This window comes from Candidatus Endowatersipora endosymbiont of Watersipora subatra, assembly GCF_964026585.1.
Lineage (GTDB): Bacteria > Pseudomonadota > Alphaproteobacteria > Rhizobiales > Rhizobiaceae > Pseudahrensia.
In genome coordinates this window covers 618,942-633,233 of record NZ_OZ032160.1, presented here as the reverse complement: position 1 = coordinate 633,233, position 14,292 = coordinate 618,942, and the positions used below count along the sequence as shown (strand labels likewise).

The 14,292-nt window shown below is 40.1% G+C and carries 11 protein-coding genes; 2 read left to right on the top strand and 9 right to left on the bottom strand.

The features are described from left to right. Positions 1-50: 50 nt before the first annotated feature. Entirely contained in the window at positions 51-1,523 is a 1,473-nt protein-coding gene (locus AAGD37_RS02950) for a TrkH family potassium uptake protein (protein WP_341760079.1), read from the top strand. On the opposite strand, the gene AAGD37_RS02945 is transcribed toward AAGD37_RS02950, so the two are convergent. From AAGD37_RS02945 to AAGD37_RS02930, 4 genes are all read right to left on the bottom strand, one after another. Continuing rightward, a complete protein-coding gene (locus AAGD37_RS02945) occupies positions 1,488-5,045 on the bottom strand; it encodes an efflux RND transporter permease subunit (protein ID WP_341760078.1) in 3,558 nt (1,185 codons plus the stop codon). The two genes, AAGD37_RS02950 and AAGD37_RS02945, sit on opposite strands and share 36 nt — an antisense overlap. An 11-nt stretch (positions 5,046-5,056) precedes the next feature. Next, positions 5,057-6,448, bottom strand: coding sequence for an efflux RND transporter periplasmic adaptor subunit (locus AAGD37_RS02940; RefSeq protein ID WP_341760077.1), 1,392 nt, complete (start codon positions 6,446-6,448; stop codon positions 5,057-5,059). Between the two features lie 165 nt (positions 6,449-6,613). Then, positions 6,614-7,531 (bottom strand): ornithine carbamoyltransferase, encoded by a 918-nt coding sequence (argF, locus tag AAGD37_RS02935; protein WP_341760076.1) that lies wholly within the window; start codon positions 7,529-7,531, stop codon positions 6,614-6,616. A 3-nt stretch (positions 7,532-7,534) separates the two neighbouring features. Next, positions 7,535-8,731 (bottom strand): aspartate aminotransferase family protein, encoded by a 1,197-nt coding sequence (locus AAGD37_RS02930; protein WP_424945440.1) that lies wholly within the window; start codon positions 8,729-8,731, stop codon positions 7,535-7,537. 325 nt (positions 8,732-9,056) lie between these two features. Between AAGD37_RS02930 and AAGD37_RS02925 the strand changes: the two genes are divergently transcribed. Further along, the gene (locus AAGD37_RS02925) at positions 9,057-9,572 is read left to right on the top strand and encodes a GcrA family cell cycle regulator (RefSeq protein ID WP_341760075.1); all 516 of its coding nucleotides are present in this window, start codon (positions 9,057-9,059) and stop codon (positions 9,570-9,572) included. A 77-nt stretch (positions 9,573-9,649) separates the two neighbouring features. On the opposite strand, the gene AAGD37_RS02920 is transcribed toward AAGD37_RS02925, so the two are convergent. The 5 genes from AAGD37_RS02920 to def all read right to left on the bottom strand — a co-directional run bounded on the left by AAGD37_RS02920 (position 9,650) and on the right by def (position 14,233). Beyond that, a complete protein-coding gene (locus AAGD37_RS02920) occupies positions 9,650-10,831 on the bottom strand; it encodes an FAD-dependent monooxygenase (protein WP_341760074.1) in 1,182 nt (393 codons plus the stop codon). 106 nt (positions 10,832-10,937) lie between these two features. Next, positions 10,938-11,831 (bottom strand): polyprenyl synthetase family protein, encoded by an 894-nt coding sequence (locus AAGD37_RS02915; RefSeq protein WP_424945461.1) that lies wholly within the window; start codon positions 11,829-11,831, stop codon positions 10,938-10,940. 128 nt (positions 11,832-11,959) lie between these two features. Then, entirely contained in the window at positions 11,960-12,712 is a 753-nt protein-coding gene (truA, locus tag AAGD37_RS02910; RefSeq protein ID WP_341760664.1) for a tRNA pseudouridine(38-40) synthase TruA, read from the bottom strand. A 7-nt stretch (positions 12,713-12,719) separates the two neighbouring features. Beyond that, a complete protein-coding gene (gene fmt, locus AAGD37_RS02905) occupies positions 12,720-13,655 on the bottom strand; it encodes a methionyl-tRNA formyltransferase (RefSeq protein WP_341760072.1) in 936 nt (311 codons plus the stop codon). A gap of 23 nt (positions 13,656-13,678) precedes the next feature. Continuing rightward, positions 13,679-14,233: a peptide deformylase gene (gene def / locus AAGD37_RS02900; RefSeq protein WP_341760663.1), complete on the bottom strand. Its 555-nt coding sequence runs from the start codon at positions 14,231-14,233 to the stop codon at positions 13,679-13,681. Between the last annotated feature and the right edge of the window lie 59 nt (positions 14,234-14,292).

Below are 14,292 nucleotides of genomic sequence, written 5' to 3'. Positions count from 1 at the left end.
TCCGTCTAGATTGAGGTGGACATCCTACTATTATCACTTACTTACTTTAGATGAAGGAGTTGATCTTAGCTGTGTATCTAGATCCACGGCCTGTTGCTGTAGTTGTTGGTTTGTTACTCGGCATTTTGGGTTTGACTATGTTTTTCCCTGCTGTTGTCGATTATCTCGAACACAATTCTGACTGGCAGGTCTTTTTTGTATCTGGTCTTGTGACAACTGCATTTAGTGGCCTTTTGTTTTTAGCGGTACGTAGCCAGAACCGTATTATGACAACCAGACAGGCCTTTATTATGACGGCTTCGGTCTGGATCTCTCTGTCAGCTTTTGGGGCCCTGCCATTTTACTGGTCCGGTTTTTTCCCTACTTATACGGACGCTTTTTTTGAATCAATTTCTGGGTTAACCACTACAGGTGCTACAGTAATGACTGATCTAGATTTTATGCCGCCTGGGATATTATTGTGGCGTGGTATTCTTCAGTGGTTGGGTGGTTTAGGCATTATTGTGATGGCCGTGGCTGTTCTCCCTATGCTTCAAATTGGTGGGATGCAACTATTTAAAGTTGAAGCCTTTGAAACCTTAGAAAAAATTTTGCCAAGGGCTACCCAGATTTCTGGGTTTATTACATTGATCTTTTTGAATGCTACAGTACTTTGTATGTTGGCTTATCTTATGGCTGGTATGAATATTCTAGATGCTGTTGTGCATGCGATGACGACTGTCGCGACAGGAGGGTTTTCAAATCATGATGAGTCACTAGGCTATTTTGATAGCATGCTCATTGATTACATTGCAATAATATTTATGATTATTGGTTCGTTGCCTTTCCTTCTTTTTGTTCAGGCGTTTCAGGGGATGCCAAAATCAATCTTTTTTGATAGTCAGGTACGAACATTTTTCATGCTTCTTATGTTTCTAGTACTGATAGCTTGGATTATTGAAGAATCTCTAGGTATTCGCACAGGGATACAAGCCTTACGTTTTGCAGCTATTAATGTGACATCTATACTGACTGGCACAGGATATGCTACTGAAGCTTATGATCATTGGGGCCCTGTTTCAGTTTCTTTCTTTTTCGTCATTATGTTTATAGGTGGTTGTGCAGGATCAACTTCCTGCGGGATCAAAATATTTAGATTTCAGGTTTTATTTCAAAATGTTCGTCAGCACATTGCACGCGTTTTATATCCTCATGGTATTTTTATACAAAAATTTAACGGTCGACCGATTAGTTCTGATGTTATTTCAGCGGTGATGAGTTTCTTTTTTCTTTATCTCATGACTTTTAGTGTCTCTGTAATCGCACTCTCTTTTTTCGGTGTGGATCCGCTTACAGCATTGTCTGGTGCAGGGTCGGCAATCTCTAATGTTGGTCCAGGACTAGGAAATATTATCGGCCCATCAGGGAATTATAAATTGCTTGGAGATATTCCAAAGTGGATTCTAGCCTTCACAATGCTGATAGGACGTCTTGAATTATTTACTATTCTAGTTTTGTTTTCCCCACGGTTTTGGCGGAGCTAAAAGCCTAACAGCGTTAACGAAAACGCACTTTGATAGGGTAGCCAAATCGGTTCCTATCCCAATCAAAACAGGGACAAGAAATAAAACCAGAAGTGTAGCCAGAGCTAAGCCAAAAACCATTGTTGTAGCCATAGGTAAAAGAAACTGAGCTTGCAAGCTCTTTTCAAACATGAGAGGGATTAACCCTCCAATTGTCGTGAGCGATGTCAAAAGAACAGCACGGAGACGATCTTTGCTCGCACCAACTGCGGCTTCTAAGTTACTATCACCATTTTTAATACGCTCGTCCAAACAGCTAATCAAAATAATGGAATCATTGACTAAAATGCCAGTCAATCCTAGCAAGCCAATAAATGATAGAATTGTGAGTTTCATTCCTACTAACCAGTGCCCAACAACCGCTCCAACCATTCCAAATGGGATTATTAACATAATAGCAAATGGACGCCAATAATTGGAAAAGATACTAGCTAAAATAATATAAATAACTAATAAGGCTATGATCGTTCCGATTCCAAGGTCATTAAATGCGTTAATCCGTTCTTCGGCGCGTCCAGAATATCGATAAGTTATGCCGTAACGATCTGCAATCGTCGAGATTCCAAACTCTTCTAACTGCTTCTGTGCTTTTTCTGTAGTATTCCTTTTCAAGTCAAGATTAGCCATTAATGATACAGTCGCCTTGCCATCAATCCGTTCAATCGATGAAAAACTCTGATCTTCTTCGATGAAAGCAATATCTGTCAGAGGGACAAATTCACCCTTTGAATTACGAAATTCAAAATGACGTAAGGCTGAAGACCCCTTTTCTCTTGAAATTTTAGAAACGCGAACGGTGATCTCATCATCCCCATCAGAAAACCGTTTTGGGATTGCTCCTTCAAATGCGTCACGGAGTTGTTTACCAACATCATCAATTGTAAAGCCGAGTGCACGTCCTTTGGGTTTCATCCTTATAACGAGCTCTGGCTTTCCATATGGCAAATCATCAGATAAACTTGTTGCGCCAGGAATACTTTCAATAATCGGCATTATCTCAATAGCTGCCTTTTTCAACTGAACAATAGAATCACCCTGTAATTGAATCTCAATATCGCGGCCAGGTGGTCCTCCACGTGGTTCATGAAAAGAAATTCTTCTTATATTTGAAATTTTGGGAACCATCTCTCTCCAAGCTTTCACAATATCTGGAGTACGTATCGTGCGTATCTCCGATGGTGTGAGCTGAACCTGAATATTTGCCACATTATCTCCAGTGTTACGTCCTGCCTTTCCAAAGGTTGAAAATGTGGCTATTATTACTTTTTCCTGACCATCAGTGACCTTTTTTTCTGCATCATATAGTGATTCTTCGATACAGCGAATTGCCTCAATTGCCTTACTTTCAGGTGTACCTGCATTAAAAATAATGCGGGCATTGATATCTTCAGATTCTGCAGAAGGGAAGAAGACAAACTGAACCTTTTCACTTTTGATTAAACCATATGAACCAACAATCGCGGCTGCCAATGCAAGTGATAAAGTGACATAACGCCATCGGAAGGAGAGACGAAGGAGCCAATCGAAGATTCCATCACGAAAAGTATTAAACTTATTATCAAAGGCAATTCTGAATCTATTGTTTCGTCTGCTATTAATAAAACTTTTCTGATCTCTTCGAAAAAGAAGGTCTCGCATACCTTCAATCAATAGTAAAAGAATATAGATGATAAAAGCAATTGTGCCGATAAATATCGGTAATTTCAGATGAGAGCGTGTTGCCTGTATCCACCTGATAACACTCTCAATCAAATGAGAAATTTCCTCGATAGAGATATAGCTTTTCATCAATGCTATTAAAGAAGTTTCGTTTATCGAAAGGTCCCTTCCTTCACTTGAAACGAAGATGATGAATGTACCAATGATCAGCGCGATCCCCAATATTCCCAATCTTCGCCAATGAGAAGACTGGTATGGCATCAAGCGAGTCTGCAATGCATGAGCCAAATGGCCAGGTAATATAAGAAAGCATTCGATCATACTCGATAGGACTACAACGATAACAACAAGGGGCATAACGCTGATAATTTGCCCTAAAACATCCCCGATGAAGAACATGGGGGCAAAAGCCGCTACGGTTGTTATCATAGCTGCCGAAACAGGCACAACCATATATTTTGCCCCATTCTTTGCAGCTTCAAAGGGTGAATCACCATTAGAAAAACAGGTAGAGGTATGTTCACCGATGACAATAGAATCATCTACAATAATACCGAGCATCATAATCAGTGCAAATAACGAGACCATGTTGATGGTTTGGCCAGAGATCCACATGAAACCAATAGTTGCCAGCATTGCAACAGGGATACCTGCAGCTACCCAAAACGCAATACGCGCATTGAGAAAGAGAAACAAAATGCTTGCAACAATGGCTAGGCCACCAATGCCATTTCGAACAAGCAACAAGATCCGTTCTGTCAGTGCATTGGCTTGAATATCATATTGATAAATATGAATTTTAGGTGGTAATTGTCTTTCAACCTCTCTCACATAGTCAGAGAGGATTTTGTTTGTCTTTAACGTATCAGCTGTCACTGCACGCTGAACTTCAATCTCAATTGCGCGAAGACCATTAATAAAGCCTTGCGGCTGGCTTTCATTGAATCCTTCTCTGATCTGAGCAATGTCTTTCAAAAAGATTTTCTCTCCGCTAACAAAAGATCTTATTTCTAGTTGCGAAAAATTTTTAACGCTCTTTACATGAGCAACCGTGCGTAACTGTTTTTCAACAGCCCCTTTTATTTGACCAGACGGTAAATCTTTAATATTGCGTGCTATGTGTCTGGATACATCACCAATAGTTAACCCAAGACGGCGCAATTCATATTCATCAATATCAATCTGTAATTCACGGTTACGCATACCCGTATAAACGATTTTATCGATGCCACGATCGATCAGATCATCACGTATTTTCTTAGCATAAAACTGTAACGTTTTTTCGGATACATCTCCTGTAATAGCCAATCGGGCAACCCTATCAAAGAAAATCGCTTGCTTGATGATTGGCCTTTCAGCATCTTTTGGTAAATTCCTGACAGCTTTAACTGCACTTTCTACCTCACGCTGTGCAGTTACCATGTCATAACCAATTTCGTATTCAAGACCAATCAATGCCATTCCTTCCCGTGCACGGGAAGTGAGGCGCTTTACACTATTCAAATAACGTAATTCAGGTTCCATAACTGCGAGAATATTAGCTTCTACATCTTCAGCACTGGCACCAGGCCATGAAATAGCTACAGTGACAACTGGAATGCTGATAGTGGGCAAAAACTGCGTATTGATCCTTCCAATGGCAAATATGCCGAAGATAATCATAAAAATCATCATCATATTCGCAGCGGTGCGATGGGTTACGAAGAGATCAATCAATCCTGATGAGGAAGAGGATCGGGTAAGCATTGCCATTACAATCGGGGTTTGCAAGGATGGTGGGGGTAGGACATCGAGATTAAAAGCTGAAATATATTCACCATTCACTCCTTATCTTATCAATTAGTATTTGATGGAACCCAATTATTCATTGCGGGTTCTGTACGGACACTTAATCCTTCATGGACTCCTGTCATTCTGGTTGTGAGCACTTGATCGCCATTTTCTAAGCCAGAGGAAAGAATAATAGATTCCCCATCAAATGCTAAAATATTGACTATTTGTTTTTTTAATTTTCCGTCAACAACACAGTAAATTGCATTAGATTCATATAGTGCTGAATCTGGAATCCGATAAGTATCTTTGAAAAGAAGATCAGGCATTTCGATCTTGACAAAAGTATTAGGACGTAAGGTAATCGTGTTATTTTGGGTACTAATCCGGGCAAAGACTTCTATACCGCCGTTAGTTGAACTAACTTCAGCGCTCAGTCTCTCAATTTTTGCTGGCCAGCGATATCGTTGTTCTCCTAAAATCCAGGTGATGGTAATAGCACGTCCGATCAGTCCAGTTTTGCTACTTTGAATACGACCATATTGTTCATCAGTTAGTGTGAATTTTACCTCTAGTGTATTTGATTCATAAAGAGATACCACGACATCGTTTGCCATAATCATCCGTCCGATACCAGCAGTGCTAGATTTTACAATTCCTGTAAAGGGAGCAATAAGTGTTGTAGATCTTAGTTTCTTTTTTGCTTGCTTTATTCTCCATTTTAGCCGGAAAAGAGAGGCGTTGAGTTGTTTAACCCTCGCCTCTTGTACTTTGATCATGTTTTTTGATAAATCGAATGCCTGCTGACGTTGACTGAGGATCAATTTTCGATTTTCGAGTTGTTGTTGTGTCATAGTTCCAGATTGATACAACTGTTTAGCTCGCTCAATGTCCAATTCTGCAAAAGCTAATTGTTCGCGAGCAGAATTAAGTTTACTATATTCTAACGAAATGTGAGCTTGACTCTCGGTCATACGTGCTTTGGTTTCTTTCAGATTTGATTGTGCTTCTACCAAGGCTACCTCATAATCAAACCGGTCAATCTTAACTAACGATTCACCTTTGGCAATTTTTGCCCCTTCCTTCAAACGTGGATTAACAGAAACAATTTCACCGGAAACAAGTGCACGCAGATCAACATTTCTAGCAGCAATCGTTTGACCATATGTAACGATAATTGGCTGATTATCAGCTTTTTGTGCTTGATAAGTTTCAACTGTATAAACAGGGTTAAAGACTGGTCTTTCTTGGGTTCGAGGCTTATTATCGATCATATGGCTTGATAAGATATAGGCACCGTAAAGGATGGAAAATATGATTAGGAATTGCAATGGCACGAGAATAAAAAGAGGTAATGGCCAGAAAGTATCTCTGTTCTTTTTACTTAGCTTTTGAGAAGAAGAAGAATCAGCTTCAATGTCCTCATTTTCCTGAACATTGTTAACTGTGTTGAGCATGATTAACTTTCCTCAATGCGATCAGAATACAAGATAGAATTTATAAGGATCAAGCTAAATCTCTAGACTTTACTTTAGATCTGTAGATGAGTGCAGTCTCAATCGGTGATTCCTTTTACTCGCATCCTGAGATGATGTAGTATTAAAGATTTAGTGAGGCCTCGATTAAGCATCTAGGCACCAAACCAAGATTCCTTTCTGGGTATGAAGCCTGTTTTCAGCTTCATCAAAGACGACTGATTGAGGTCCATCCATGACTGCATCGGTGACTTCTTGACCACGATGAGCAGGAAGACAGTGCATAAAAATTGCATCTTTTTTTGCTTTGGCCATTAATGATTCATTAACTTGATAAGGTGCAAAAATATTGTGACCAACCATGACAGTTTCTTGACCTTCACGACCCATAGACTCCCAAGTATCTGTGATCACACAATCTGCATTGGTTACAGCCCAGATAGGATCTGTCGAATACTCAATATAGGCTCCTTTTAATCGAGCTGAGTTCAGGTAATTTTCTGATGGCTTGTGGGGTTCTGGGGTTGCCACACGCAGTTTGTATCCAAAGTGAACCGATGCCTCCATCAGTGAATTTAAAACATTGTTGCCATCCCCGGTCCAAGCAATGACTAGATCTTGTAACATTCCTTTATGTTCTTCTAGAGTCATAATATCCGCCATAATCTGGCAAGGGTGAGTTTCATCCGTCAAACCGTTAATGACAGGAACCGTAGCATGATTAGCTAACTCAAGAAGACGTTGATGATCCGTTGTACGGATCATGATTGCATCTACGTATCGTGATAAAACCTTTGCTGTGTCCGATATTGTTTCTCCGCGATCTAATTGAGAGGATACCCCTTCAAGAACAACTGTTTTTCCACCTAATTGACGCATACCTACATCAAATGATATGCGCGTTCGTGTTGAGGGTTTATCAAAAATCATCGCTAGAATTTTGCCTTCAAGAGGGCGTAGATTGTCTTCCTTTTTTAACTCAATTTTCATAGAATGTGAAATCGCAATAATATCTTTTAAGTCCTTATTCCTGATGGACGCAATATCCAGGAAATGTTTGATCATAGCTTAGTCCGATTTTCTAATTTTAGATAAAGCAGCATCCATTTTCTTATAGGCATCGCAAATATCGTTTTCACTAATCATCAGTGGGGGGAGTAACCTAACCACATTGTTCCCTGCAGGTGCGGTCAATAAATTTTGATCACAGAAAGCACGAACGATTTTGATGTTAGAAATTTTGCATTTGAGTCCCTGCATCAAGCCTGATCCGCGAAATTCTTGAATCAAATCAGGGTAATTATTCGTTATTTTAGCGAGTTTTTGAGTAAGTAGAAGTGTAGTCCTTTGGATGTTTTCTAGAAAACCTTCCTCCAAAATAATGTCTAGAACTGCATTTCCGACAGCCATAGCCAGAGGATTCCCACCATAGGTGGTACCGTGAGTTCCAGGTTGCATTGCACTGGCTGCTTTTTCTGTTGCAAGACAGGCCCCCAAGGGAAATCCTCCCCCAATTCCTTTTGCAATAGCCATAATGTCAGGAGCAGCCGAATCGGCCCATTCGTAAGTGAATAATTTTCCAGTTCGACCTACACCGCATTGAACTTCATCATATATTAGAAAAATACTTTCTTTGTTGCACAATTCACGCAAATTACGGAGACAATTATTGGGAATTGGTCGTATACCGGCTTCCCCCTGAACCGGTTCTATCAAAATGGCGGCCGTTGTCTTGCCAATAGCGTCTGTTAATTTATCGAAATCATCGAAAGGAACTTGAATAAAACCGGGAGCCTTAGGACCAAAACCTGTTGTATATTTTTCATTTCCACTGGCGGCTATTGCACCAAGAGTCCGACCATGAAAGGCTCCTTCGAAGGTAATGATATCAATTCTTTCAGGTTCACCATTAGCATAATGCCATCGGCGCGCCGTTTTAAATGCACATTCAATGGCTTCTGAGCCAGAATTAGTAAAAAATACACGGTCGGCAAAACTGATTTCGCAAAGACGCTTTCCAAGCTTAAATTGGCCTGGTATCTCATAGAGATTTGAAACATGCCAAAGTTTTTTAGATTGAGATTTTAGGGCTTCTACTAAATGAGGATGGCTATAGCCCAATGAATTTACTGCGATTCCAGCTGCAAAATCAAGGTATTCCTCCCCGTTATGTGTAAAAAGTCGTGACCCTTCACCATAATCAAACTGCAATGGTAGACGTTCAAATGTATCATAGAGGGGTCCGTTAGATCCAGAGATGGCCATACCGATCTGCCTGGTTATCATTATTAAGAATTAGTAATCACAATGCCAAAACGGCTTAACTTAAGGACAAAGATTTCGTGAAGCTCAGGTTAAAAAGGATCTATGACGGATTACATGATCCGTGTCAATCTCATAAAGTTTACTACAAAAAGCTTGAGGAAATTTCACTTCTATAGTTTATAAAGGCTCTAAGTTTTCAGAATAATAATGAAGAGATGGGAATCTTTCGCTGATCCAAAATACAAGACAAGACTCTAGCCTCGTATTGTAGGGAGTTTTAGATATAGTTTTTTATATTCTGAATTGGATTGAGAGGAGAGAATTGATGTCATGGACTGATGAAAAAGTCACACAATTGTCCAGACTTTGGGCAGATGGATTCAGTGCGAGCGAGATTGCAAGCGAGTTAGGTGGTGGTATTACCAGAAATGCAGTGATTGGAAAAGTATATCGATTAGGTTTGTCTAGTCGGACGCATTCATCAACATCGGATAAGCCCAAGTCGTATCGAAAACAAAATAAACCGGGGTTAGGTGATGTTCCGTGTACACTAATTGCTACTAGAAAGACTCATCATAAAGTTGAGGTCACTACGCTGAAAATGGTCTCTTACCTTGATGAGATCAAAAGAGTTAAGCCATCTGAAGACATAGTGATTCCTATTTCACGTCAACTCGAACTTCTTCAGCTTACAGAATCAACGTGCAGATGGCCAACAGGTGATCCTATGATGCCAGGTTTTTCTTTTTGTGGCCATCAAACTTCAGAAAATAAACCATATTGCACCTTTCACTCCAAGTTAGCCTTCCAAACAACAAGCGAACGCCCTCGTCGCCACTGATTAGAATGAAGACTGTTCCAGAACGAGAACTTAACCGAACAAACTTCAAATTACTTGACCGTTAAGAAGGATTGTGTTTAGCTCGATGCCTGATTGATAAAGAATTGTTTTAAGGTTGGAGTCCGGTCAACGATACCTAATCCTATCATACGAACAAATCTGAGAAGGCTATGGTCGTTTGAAAAGAGCCTATTGAGCATGTCCGTCATAATGCTCATTTTAACGGTATCAAAACGTCGAGATCTCTGATAATGTTCTAAAATAGTGAGTAAACCTATATCTAAATTCAACCTTTCGGCCTCAACAATCGTTTTTGCTAGTGCTGACACATCTTTAAAACCAAGATTCAGACCCTGACCCGCGATTGGATGAATTACATGGGCAGCATCCCCAACCAGAACAAAACGATGCCGAACAAATTCTCTCGCCAATGTCAAAGTAATTGGAAATCCTTTATGGGGACTGTCAACATATATAGGACCAAGCTTATGACCCAAGCGATTCTGGAGGACTCGTGAAAATGTTTCTTTATCAGACGCTAAAAGCTCTTTTGCAGCCAATGTTGGTTCACTCCAAACCAGAGAAGTACGATTATCTCTTAACGGGAGCATAGCAAACGGACCCCCAGGCAATAAATGCTCTTCTGCTCGCCCATTATGGTCTCTTTCATGGGTTATGGTTGTTACGATTGCCGTTTGATTATAATCCCAACGAACCACGCGTATAGACGACTGTTCACGCAAAGATGAATTCACACCATCAGCAGCAATCAACAATCTAGTATGAAGTTGATTGCCTGATTTCAAAGTGATACAGGCCGTTAGATCAGAAGTTGTAAACGAGTGAACTTTATCATCATGAATTGTCTCAATCTCTAACTCCCTGACTCTATTACGTAAAGCCATGATAAGAGAACGATTAGGTACCATATAGGCAAAAATTTCAGTGGGTTTTGATCTACCAAATGTCAAAAAAATTGGACGAATAGGGTCATCTGTTCTACTATCTGTCACAATCATTTCACGGATCGATTGGGCCTCATCCTTGACTAAACGCCATATACCTAGTTGATTTAGCATGCGTGATGCGGAAACTGCAATGGCAGATGCACGCTCGTCATGACAAATAGCTTCTTCGGGGGCTGAATCAACAAGGCATATCTTCATATGTGGAGCAGATGCCTTGACAGCGATGGCAACCGATAAGCCAATATAACTACCTCCAGCAATCAAACAATCATAAAGATAACTGATCGGCATCTCCCTGTTCACAACCTCATTTTTGAGAAAAACAAATATTATATTCTCTATCACTTACAAAATATTAACGGATCTGTCGACTCTTCATACAATAATCAACATTAGGTTAGGCTTTTCGTTCACCAATAAATTGCGAAATTTCATTCAAAACTCTCGCCCGCTCGCCAAAATTTTTCAACTGATCGTTAGCCTGACTAATTAGATTTTTCATCTGCTTTTGAGCGGACTCAAGTTTCATTAATGAAACTATCGTTTTCTTTCCTCTTTGATGATCTTTTGAAACTGCTTTTCCTAAATTTTCCTCTGTAGAGAGGACATCCAATAAGTCATCTGACAATTGGAAAGCAAGACCTATTATCTCTCCGTATTTTACTAACGCTGCACGCTCATTTTTATTAGCCTGACCTATAATTGCGCCAGCTTCACAGGCAAATCGGATCAGGGTACCTGTTTTCATCGACTGAAATTGATGAATTTGATTTTGATTCAGCGTTCTGCCTTCTGCTTCAAGATCTAAGATTTGACCTCCTACCATTCCACCTAAACCAGCAGCACGTGCTAATAGCATAGTCAGTTCAACACGCATATCAGAGTTAAGGTTTTCTTGATCTGAAGCAATCAGATCGAAAGATAGAGTCAAGAGTGCATCACCAGTCAGAATAGCAGTTGCTTCATCAAATTTTCTGTGCACAGTAAGCTTTCCACGCCGTAGATCATCGTTATCCATCGCAGGCAAATCATCATGCACAAGCGAATAGCAATGCAGACATTCCAGAGCACAGGCAGTCTGAAATACACTTTTTTTATTTGCACCTAGAAAGGAAGCAATTTCCACCATCAAATAGGGACGTAATCGTTTTCCACCATTAAAAACGGCATGGCGCATTGCAGAGACTAACTTATGAGGACGGAAAATTTCAAAATTCTGATTAGATTCAGTCAGAAAAGAATCAAGCTTCTTGTTTATAGCTCGTTCAAAATTATTCAATCTCTCCAAAATCTCTGGTATCCACTTCTTTTCTTGATGTGTGTCTTGTGAACTCAGGTCGCTACAAGGCTCAAAAGATAATGAGATTCCCTCTCCGATATCTAGAAAATCATAGCTACAAAAGAGGTGGCCTCCTAAAGCTATTCATAATAAACCTCTGTTAAATAAAGACCACAGGCAGGTGCTATGGGTGCACAGGCTTTTCGGTTCCGTGCTATGAGTGCTTCTTGAAGATTCTCTGATGTCCATTTACCCTCACCTACATATTTCAAACAGCCTACAAGAGATCGAACCTGTTTATGAAGATAAGAGCGAGCAGTCGTTGATATTATAACGATCATTTTTTCTGAATCAGCCACCGCATTGACATCGAGTGTATCCAATGTTTTAACTGGAGACGTTACTTGACACTCTGTTGACCGAAACGTGGTAAAATCATGGTTACCAATTAATAGTTTAGCGGCCTCCTTCATGGCTGTTAGATCAAGGTAGGTTCTTACATTCCAAGCCAAACCACTATCAACTGTCAGCGGAGCTCGCCTTTGGATAATCCGGTAGATATAACGCCTCTTGATTGCAGAAAATCGTGCATGAAACTCATTATTTGCTCCTTCGCATGACAGGATCGCTATACCTGACTGCCTGAGATTTGCATTGAGAGCTTCCATAAGTCGAAAAGACTGCCATCTCTTTTGGAGATCAGTATGAGCAATCTGACCAGTTGCATGTACACCGGCATCAGTACGTCCTGCACCGTGAACAATTGCATTCAATTCACCAATTTTTGTCAAAGCAGCTTCAATCTCACCTTGAACGGACGTCAGATTTGTTTGACGTTGCCAGCCACAAAAGGGAGTTCCATTATATTCGATCTTAAATCTATAGCGCTTCATATTCATATCAGTTTATTTCTGGATCTAAAGAATTTCCTAGCAAAAAATCACTTCCTTTGATTACTTTCGATCCTGTTTTTTGAATATAGAGCAATCGAACGGCCCCTCTACGGCAAGAAACTAAGAGTTCATCATCGATAATGGCGATACCAGGAGAATTTGATTCATATTCGACAGGTTGAGAACGAAGAATCTTAACACGAGTTGGCTTGTTATTAATCTTCATTTCGCACCATGCCCCTGGAAAAGGCGAGAGCCCCATAATTTGTCGATGGCATATGTAGTTAGGCTGGTCCCAGTTGATACGGGTTTCATTTTTACTGATTTTTTTCGCATAGGTAACCCCAGTGTGAGGCTGAGATGTTAAAAATAGATCCCCTTGCTCTAACTTTTTGAGAGCTCTTACTATCAAACTTGCACTCATCTCTGCAAGCCTATCGTGAAGACCGCCTGATGTAATTTGCTCATTAATTGATATTTTTTCAGTGAGAGCAATAGGTCCTGTATCTAATCCTCCATTCATTTTTATAATTGTCATCCCGGTATACTCATCGCCATCCATGATGGCTCGCTGAATAGGCGCTGCCCCTCGCCATCTCGGCAAAAGCGAAGCATGTGCGTTATAACAGCCAAGCTTAGTTATCTGAAGGATTGAAGTCGGCAAAAGCATGCCATAGGCCACCACGATAGCAACATCAGCATTGAATTTCTTAAATATTTCATGCTCCTCCTTCGCATTAAAGGAAGTCGGAGTTCTCACTTCAATGCCACGCTCAATAGCTAATTGATGAATCGATGACTTTTTCAAGACTAATCCACGACGACCTGCAGAACGAGGAGGACAAGTATAGCAGGAAGAGAGTGTATGCCCTGCCCCTATAATCGCTTCTAGAGAGGGAACTGAAAAATTCGGAGATCCCATGAAGATGACACGTAACGCCATGCACTAATAGACTGAAATACTAATTAACCAATAAAACATGTCCCGTTCTGTTTTGAAATTTTTGTAAATTTCTTAAGCACCGTATCTCTCTTTAATTTTGAAAGATAGTCAATAAAAAGAATACCATTTAAATGGTCTAATTCATGCTGAATGCAGGTTGATAAGATTCCTTCAGCGTTCAGGCGTTGTTCTTTACCATCTCTATCGAGATATTTGACAGTACATCTAGAAGGGCGTGCAACATGCGCATAGTAGTTGGGTATTGATAAACAACCCTCATCATGGACACTTGGTTCTTCCGTGCAATGAAGTATTTCTGGATTAATCAGAATTATGGGTTGTTTTTCCTGATGAGCATTATTTTCTTGATCCTCACAAGACTGTTGAGAACAGTCAACCGTAAAAATCCTTATTGGTTGACCAACCTGAACAGCTGCAAGACCGATTCCAGTCGCGTCGTACATAGTTTCTAACATAGAATCAAGAAAATCGCCCAAATCATCATCAACACGTTCAATTGGCTTTGAATGAACACGCAAAATAGGATCAGGAAGTTTTACAATAGGAAGGATGGACATAAAGGTAGAGATATCAACATAAATTAAATTTTGCGTGCTCATTTTTTGATATACGATAT